Source organism: Mycobacterium sp. E1715, assembly GCF_001667625.1.
Classification (GTDB): Bacteria; Actinomycetota; Actinomycetes; order Mycobacteriales; family Mycobacteriaceae; genus Mycobacterium.
In genome coordinates, this window is record NZ_LZJJ01000355.1 from 1 (window position 1) to 5,834 (window position 5,834).

Genomic DNA, 5,834 nt, shown 5'->3' on the forward strand with positions numbered 1-5,834 from the left:
GGCCGGCATGTTCTCCGCGGCGGTGACAGCCGCCGACAGGTCGGTGAGCCGCTCGGTGATGGCCGACGCGAACTGCCGCGTTTCGGCGTCCTTGGGCTTCTTGTCCTGCACCGCCCGCAGGGACTTTTCCGCCCCGGCGATTCGGGCGGACAGCTGCGCGCCGTGGCCGGAGAACTGCCCGATCTGCGCCAGGGGGATCCCGAGTTGATCCGCGCGACGCTGATCTATCAGGGCGCGCGCCGAGACGGCGGCCCGGTAGATGACCGGTGTGAGGATGGGCGCAAGCAGCCGGGACACCGTGAGCGCCCGACGAATCCGTGTCGGCGACAAGATCTTCCCTTCGCGCGCCGCTTTGAGTTCGGCCTCGGCGACCTTGAGCGCGTTGCGGTCGCTGTCCCGCTGGGCCTTGATCTGCGCTCTGAGGGCTCGGGCCTCCGCCCGGTGGGCGGCCTTGTACCGGCGAGTCTCGTTCTTGGCGGCGAGCTTGGCCTCCAGCTTCGCGCGGGCCTTGATCGCACGGGCTTCGGCGCGACGCGTCGCGCGACTCTTTCGCTTGCGGAACAGGCCCATACCCGGCCGCCTCCCCGGTATCTCGTGGACTATCGCTCTCGGGCGTGCGCGATCCCGTGAGCCAACCCTAATCGGAATGGGCGGGCGGGAGCCCTCCAGGTCGGGGCCGGGCGGCTGGGTGCGGGCGCGGGCGTCCGCTAAGCGTCCAGGTGCTCGGCGCGACGCAGCTCGTTGACCCGCTGCATGACCTCGCCTTGCGCCTCGGGGGACAACTCGGATGCGCGCAGGGCGATGCGGCGCACACCGTCGTCGCGCATGGTGGCGAGGATGGACAGTTCCTTGTCGAGCTTCTCGTAGTACTCGTCGTCGGTGAAGTAGGCCGGCTTGATGCGGAAGAAGTTGGCCAACGCGGCCATGGTCGCCGACGACGGGTTGGTGCGGTTCCCCGAACGCAATTGCGACAGGTAGGGAGCCGACATCGTGATGCCCTCCGCCTTGAGCGCCGCGATCACTTCAGCCGAGGTGTGGGGCCCCCGTCCCGGGGGATACACCGTGTCGAACAGGCGGTTCAGGCGAGCAGCGAACGTCGTGCTCATTGGATATGACCTCCACTGGGCTGTAGAAGTGAACTATTACCTAGGTATATTTGCTGATCATGGTAGCGGGGGTTTGTGTCCCGAAACAGGTGCAAACCCCCCAGGATTCGGTCCAGGCGTAGCTGGTGCTTGCCGATACCGCACTTGACGAGCGTCCAACTGATTCGCTGGGGTGTCCACTAAATCGGCGAAACTCACAGGTTATCCGCAGAATCGGACATCCGTTGCAAGGTGGCGGGCCGTCGGTGGCGGGGCGGGTCAAGTGTAGGATGGGCAGGTGCTGGGCGGTCGCACCGCAACCGGGCAGCAATTTATGATTGCTTAACGCCTTATTTGCTGTCGAATGCCAGTTGCGGCCGGAAAACACCCTTCGCAAACGTGCCGGATATGTGAATCGGTGTTCGGCGGCCCGTCGCGACGGGCCCATCTGCGACGCCCGCGCGCCGGCATTTCCGCAACGGGGGGCGGGAAAGCGGGGGAGTGCGCCGGCGGCGTGCGCAAAGGGGCCGCGGGGCGGTTGTGCAGACGTCGTGCACGCCCAAACCCGGCGAGCGCACGGGTGCGGCGATCGATGCCAAAAACGAGCCGAGTTTTCTAATTCACGCCGAAGTAAATGGCTATGCCGCAAGCAGCATCGCCAGGATGGCGGTATCGGGATGGCTGATGGGGTCGACTCCGACTCGGCTCACCATCGATGTGATCGTGCCGTCGGCTTCCGCCTCCACCCAGGCCGCTCGATGCTCGAGTCCCAGGTAGGGCAATCCGGGGAGCAGGACGCATCCCGACGCCGCGCCGTTGCATTCCGGCAAGGACGGCGTGGTCTCCGATGGAGGGTGCAGCATCAGCAGGGCCGGGGGCTGGTGATCGGCGAAATAGCCTGGCTGGATTGCCGATTCGCCGAAGACCGTACCTTCGGCAAGCACCAGGCCGACGGTGCCCGGCTCGGGCTCCTCGGGCAGTTCTTCGCGGGCGCCGAACACCGTTGTCGTGGAGAGCAATCCGGGCAATGACGCGACCCGGACCGCGACCATGAGCAATTGTGCCCACTCTTTGGTCGAATCCGGCCAACGTCCGGAGATCACGAACCCTTTCAGGGCACCACGAGCATGGAAAGGGGAAACCCCTATCGGGCGGTCAGACCCAGTTTCCATTTCGACCTCCGCGCGACGCCTCCGTCCGATTAACCACACTGGTAGCTCGAATAACCAAGCATGCCTGCGGGTTCGGTGCCGTGCAACCCGACACGGCCAAAGGCGCACATGTTCTCGGAGTGCCCAATCGGCGACCGCGCAAACGACAAAGGCGCCGCGCAAGCCGCGCGACGCCCGTGTCGATTCGAGGTGGGACTCAGCCGAAGATCAGTCCATTGGTCTTCGACGTGGCGGCCGCATACCGCTTCTGCACGTCGGCCCAGTTGACGACGTTCCAGAACGCCTTGACGTAGTCCGCCTTGACGTTCTTGTACTGCAGGTAGAAGGCGTGCTCCCACATGTCCACCTGCAGCAAGGGAATGATGCCAAGCGGGACGTTGGCCTGCTGGTCGTACAGCTGGAAAGTGAGCAGCCTGTTGCCGAGGGTGTCATATCCCAGGACCGCCCAACCCGAACCCTGAAGTCCATTGGCGGCGGCACTGAACTGGGCGCGGAATTTGTCGAACGACCCGAACGCATCGTCAATCGCGGCGGCGAGCTCGCCGGTCGGCTTGTCGCCGCCGTCCGGCGACAGGTTCTTCCACCAGATCGAGTGGTTCACGTGGCCGCCGAGGTGAAACGCCAAGTTCTTTTCGTTCAGGAAGATCGCGGCGTGGTCGTCGTTGGCGCGCGCCTCTTCGAGTTTGGCGACGGCGTCGTTCACGCCTTTGACGTACGTGGCGTGGTGCTTACTGTGATGGATCTCGTTGATCTGCCCCGAGATGTGCGGTTCCAACGCTGCGTAATCCCAGTCCAAATCGGGCAGGGTGTATTCAGCCACGGCGTTCCTTTCTTCGATTGTCTTCTAACGCTCATTCGCAAGCCTGCCAAGCGGCAGCCAGCCGTAGACAACCCTGCTCCATGACTGCGCGGACCGCAAGAATGACCGCGATGAGCCGGAAGGCGAATACCCGTTCAGCGTCGATTCAAGACAGAACGATGAGAAGGAGAACGGCCAGCAACGCCAGCGCGATGAGCCCGGCGCGCAACGCGGCAACGCTGTAGCTGTGATTCCACGCGGGCGAGCCCGAGTACGACTTCGATGGGGCCGGTGAACCCGGACCGAACGAATGCGTGGCCATCAATCGCCTTTCACCCGCCCCTCACCTCGCGGCAGTGAGGTGAGTCACAACAATTTCCGCGCGAACGCGATCATAGCGCTTCGGGGCGGGCTTGGAAAATGACTCTCTGAACTGCGGGTTGGCGCCGAACGCCGGGCAGACCCAGCCGAGGGCGCCATCGCGGGGGCCCCGCGGTTGCTTAGCAAGACAATCCATTTCGCTCGGCGACCGTTCTGGGCTGTCTATCGCATGCGTCAACGCAGCGGTGTTATCCACATGTCGAACCACCGCTAGCCGGAAAAGCTGTAGTAACGGTTCCCTTACCCAGAACCCGCATGTGGATAAACCTGTGGAAACTGTGGATAGTCGGGATAGCTGAAGAGATAGCCGACGACTCGGCTCCAGCCATTCCCGAGCGATCCGCGGGACCCCCACCGCTCGCCGCACGCGGAGCGGATCGCCGCGAGGCTACGCTGGTCCGGTGATCCAGGTGTGCTCCCAATGCGGCACTCGGTGGAACGTCCGCGAACGGCAGCGCGAATGGTGTCCACGTTGCCGGGGAGCCCTGATGGCGCCGCTGGCCGATGCGCCGGCGCCCGACCCACGGTGGGGCTCACACAACGCCGCGCCTGCGAGCCGACCGCCCGCGGCCAGGGGCTGGCAGCGCACCCCGCCAAGGCTGCCGCCGGGCTTTCGCTGGATCGCGGTGCGCCCCGGCGCCGCGCCGCCTCCCCGGCGTGGACGGCGTCCCCTGGGCCCGACGCCGCGCTACGCCGTGATGCCGCGGTGGAGCCTCGCAGATCGCGTCGAACCTACGGCCGCGGCCGCCGGAGCCCCGACCCGCCCGGGGCCATCGGCCCCGACGATTCGCACCACGTTGTTCGTGAGCGTGCTCGTCCTCGGCATCGCCGCCCTGGTCTACGTCGTGCGCTACGTGCTGCTGATCGTCAACCGGAACACATTGTTGAACTCGTGGGTCGCGGCCGGTGCAGATTGGCTCGGCGTGCTGGCGAGCGTGGCCGCGATCGCCGCCACGCTGGCCTCCGGGGCGGTCCTCATCCTGTGGCTGATCGCCCGGCGTGCGGCGGCGTTCGCGCATCACGGCCTGCCGGAGCCGCGGTCCACGCGGGCGTTGTGGGCAGGGTGTGTGGTGCCGCTGGCCAACCTGCTGTGGGCACCGGTTTTCGTCATCGAGCTGGCGATTTTGGAGCAGCACTACGGCCGCATCCGCCGCTCCGTCGTCGAGTGGTGGATCGCGTGGGTCGCCAGCTACCTGGTCTCCGTCTTCGCCATGGCGACCAGCTTCGCCAGAGACGCCCAGGGCATCGCGAACAACACCATCACGATGGTTTTCGCCTACTTGCTCGCGGCGGTGACGGTTGCTGCGGCGGCCCGGGTCTTCGAAGGGTTCGAGCGCAAACCCGTCGAACGGCCCGCGCACCGCTGGGTTGTGGTCTCCGAAGATCGGGCGCCGACGCCGCGTCCGGTTGAGTTCGAAGGGCAGGAAGCGGCAGCATTACGCGTATGACGTGGGCCGAGGAGGTGCTCGCCGGGCATCCCTTTGTGGTGGCCCACCGCGGCGCATCGGCGGCGCGGCCCGAACACACGCTGGCCGCTTACGATCTCGCGCTCAAAGAGGGCGCCGACGGCGTGGAATGCGACGTGCGGCTGACCCGGGACGGCCACCTGGTCTGCGTCCACGACCGCCGGTTGGACCGGACGTCGACCGGGGCCGGCCTGGTCAGCACCATGACCCTCGCCGAGTTGCGTGAGCTCGAGTATGGGGCGTGGCACGACAGCTGGCGTGAAGACGGCACGCACGGTGACACCAGCCTGTTGACGCTGGACGCCCTGGTGTCGCTTGTCCTGGATTGGCATCGGCCGGTGAAGCTGTTCATCGAGACCAAGCACCCGGTGCGGTACGGCTCATTGGTGGAAACCAAGCTGCTCGCGCTACTGCATCGGTTCGGCATCGCCGCGCCGGCCTCCGCCGACCGGTCCCGCGCGGTGGTGATGTCCTTTTCGGCGGCCGCGGTCTGGCGGATCCGGCGAGCCGCGCCGCTGCTGCCGACCGTGCTGCTCGGCAAGACGGCGCGCTACTTGATCAGCGGCGCGGCCACCGCCGTCGGCGCCACTGCCGTCGGGCCGTCGCTGGCGACGTTGAAGGAATATCCCCAACTCGCCGATCGCGCGATAGCCCAGGGCCGCGCCGTGTACTGCTGGAACGTCGACGAGTACGAGGACCTCGACTTCTGCCGGGACGTCGGCGTGGCCTGGCTCGCCACCCACCACCCGGGCCGTACCAAGGCGTACTTGGAGAACGGCCGCGCGGGCGGTTAGTCCGGCGGATTGATGGGCACCGGCCCGTCGGCGGCCAGTGCCTCGAACAGCCGGCTCGCTTCGTCGTGGTTCCACACCACCACCGATCCGGCGTCGCCGTTGGTGAACTCGCCGATGGGGACGGTCAACGTCGCGGG

General features: G+C 66.4%; 6 protein-coding genes and 1 pseudogene. 2 read left to right on the forward strand and 5 right to left on the reverse strand.

What is annotated here, in order from left to right; all coding sequences use genetic code 11:
• The 4 genes from A9X03_RS17700 to A9X03_RS17715 form a co-directional block, all read right to left on the reverse strand.
• Window positions 1–570, reverse strand: a 570-nt coding sequence (locus tag A9X03_RS17700; protein ID WP_068262201.1) for a DUF6474 family protein, incomplete at its 3' end; no start/stop codon positions are given.
• 137 nt (window positions 571–707) lie between these two features.
• Entirely contained in the window at window positions 708–1,106 is a 399-nt protein-coding gene (locus tag A9X03_RS17705; protein ID WP_067758872.1) for a helix-turn-helix transcriptional regulator, read from the reverse strand.
• A gap of 617 nt (window positions 1,107–1,723) precedes the next feature.
• The gene (locus tag A9X03_RS17710) at window positions 1,724–2,257 is read right to left on the reverse strand and encodes a hypothetical protein (protein WP_046186040.1); all 534 of its coding nucleotides are present in this window, start codon (window positions 2,255–2,257) and stop codon (window positions 1,724–1,726) included.
• Between the two features lie 196 nt (window positions 2,258–2,453).
• On the reverse strand, window positions 2,454–3,077 hold the full coding sequence (locus A9X03_RS17715; RefSeq protein ID WP_067279219.1) for a superoxide dismutase: 624 nt from the start codon (window positions 3,075–3,077) through the stop codon (window positions 2,454–2,456).
• 761 nt (window positions 3,078–3,838) lie between these two features.
• Here A9X03_RS17715 and A9X03_RS30880 point away from each other — a divergent pair.
• Window positions 3,839–4,885 (forward strand): DUF4328 domain-containing protein, encoded by a 1,047-nt coding sequence (locus A9X03_RS30880; protein WP_082954885.1) that lies wholly within the window; start codon window positions 3,839–3,841, stop codon window positions 4,883–4,885.
• On the forward strand, window positions 4,882–5,697 hold the full coding sequence (locus A9X03_RS17725; protein ID WP_067758882.1) for a glycerophosphodiester phosphodiesterase: 816 nt from the start codon (window positions 4,882–4,884) through the stop codon (window positions 5,695–5,697). Before A9X03_RS30880 ends, A9X03_RS17725 begins: the two co-directional genes overlap by 4 nt.
• Here the strand turns inward: A9X03_RS17725 and A9X03_RS29320 are convergent.
• A pseudogene (locus A9X03_RS29320) lies at window positions 5,694–5,834 on the reverse strand (LytR family transcriptional regulator); the annotation flags it as partial. The gene A9X03_RS17725 and the pseudogene A9X03_RS29320 overlap by 4 nt on opposite strands.

Bases quoted from the DNA above. Each gene is read 5' to 3' on its own strand.
- A9X03_RS17705 (WP_067758872.1), bottom strand. From the start codon at position 1,106: ATGAGCACGACGTTCGCTGCTCGCCTGAACCGCCTGTTCGACACGGTG.
- A9X03_RS17710 (WP_046186040.1), bottom strand. From the start codon at position 2,257: ATGGAAACTGGGTCTGACCGCCCGATAGGGGTTTCCCCTTTCCATGCT.
- A9X03_RS17725 (WP_067758882.1), top strand. From the start codon at position 4,882: ATGACGTGGGCCGAGGAGGTGCTCGCCGGGCATCCCTTTGTGGTGGCC.